The sequence below is a fragment of the Jiella mangrovi genome (assembly GCF_017815135.1).
Taxonomy (GTDB): domain Bacteria; phylum Pseudomonadota; class Alphaproteobacteria; order Rhizobiales; family Rhizobiaceae; genus Jiella; species Jiella mangrovi.
On sequence record NZ_JAGJCF010000036.1, the window covers coordinates 1 to 1,559 of the forward strand.

1 protein-coding gene and 1 pseudogene are annotated in these 1,559 nt (G+C 64.5%); both read left to right on the plus strand.

Translation table 11 applies throughout. The features are described from left to right. Nucleotides 1–337: pseudogene (locus tag J6595_RS22340) on the plus strand (methyl-accepting chemotaxis protein); the annotation flags it as partial. Between the two features lie 261 nt (nt 338–598). Next, on the plus strand, nt 599–1,559 hold a 961-nt coding region (locus J6595_RS22345; RefSeq protein ID WP_209597960.1), incomplete at its 3' end, for a cache domain-containing protein.

A 1,559-nucleotide genomic window follows, 5' to 3' on the forward strand; every position in this document is an offset into this window, starting at 1 on the left:
CCTTCGCGAAGTCTCGAGTGCGGCCGACCAGATGGACAAGGTGACCCAGCAGAACGCCGCGATGGTGGAGGAATCGACCGCCGCCGCGCAGACGCTGTCAACCGAGACCGACGAACTTGCCCAGGCGGTGGCGCGCTTCACCACCGGCAAGGCAGGTGCATCGGGCGCTTCGGCCGGCGACACGGCGAAGCCGGCGCTGAGGCCCGCGAACCATGCGGCCGCGAGCGCTTCTAGATCAGCGCAGCAGCCGGTGCCGCAGATGCGCACCGCCGGCGCGGGCGGGGCGGCGAGACAGCCGGCTCGAGACTCCGCCGAGGACAGCTGGGAAGAGTTCTGAGCACGAGCTCGGAGCGGCCGGGCCCGACCCGGGCACGATCCTGAGGCCGAGACGAGAAAGGCGAGGCCGGTGGCGATCCCGCCCGCCTCGCCCTTCCGCGTTTTGGGCGAAGCTCCCCAGGCCGCGGACTACCCACCGGAGATTCTTTGTAGCGCCGAAACCGGTGGCTGTAAGCTCTTCAACCGTAAGGCAATTTTCATATATTGGTCTGCATGTTCGACCGAGCCCACACTATGACGCTGGTTGAACAAGGCCTTTGGAATGAATTTCTCAATCTCTCGTAAACTCGCCGCGCTCATCGGCGTGGCTACTTTGGCCAGCATTATTGCCGTTTCTCTACAGCTTTCCTCGCTACAAGAATCGATCTGGAAGGACCGTAAGGTTCTGTTGCAGTCGCAGATCGACACCGCGAAGTCGATCGTCGAACACTATGCCGATGAAGCCGCAAGCGGCCGCCTGTCCCAAGAAGAGGCCCAGCGCCGCGCCGCCGATGCAGTGCGTTCCATCCGCTACGGTAAGGGCGACTACCTCTTCATCCACCGTTTCGACGGGTTCACGGTTGTCCATCCGAGCCCGCAGCGCGAGGGCCTCGACGGCTGGGGCGACGTCGACGCCAACGGCTTTCACCAAACGCGCGCCCTGATCGCCAACGCCAAGGGCAGCGGGGGGTTCACCGAGTATGTCTGGCCGCGGCTCAATGCCACGGAACCCTCGCCCAAACTCGCCTATTCTGAAGGTTTCAAGCCCTGGCAGTGGTCGATCGCCACCGGCACCTATGTCGATGATCTCAAAGCCGAATTCATGGAAGAGGTCTACAAGGCGCTTATGTCCTGGGGCATTTTGTTCGCCGTCCTGATCGCCTGTGCGATTCCGCTCGCCCGGTCGATCTCGCGTCCGATCAACCGGATGACGGATGCGATGCGCCGGCTGGCCGCTGGCGACAAAGCCGTCGAGATCCCGGCGGTCGGCCGCAAGGACGAGATCGGCGCGATGGCGGCGGCCGTCCAGGTGTTCAAGGAGCAGGCGATCGAGCGCGACCGGCTGGAACAGGAGGCCGAGGCCGCCCGCGTTTCCCATGCTGAAGCCAGGCAGCGCCAGGCCGATCTCGAACACGCCAAGGCCGAGGACCTGCGCGAGTTCATGGGCGTCGTCGATGCGAGCTTCGACCGTCTGTCCTCGGGTGACCTGACGGTGCGCATGTCGGGCAAGGTGGCGCCGGAAT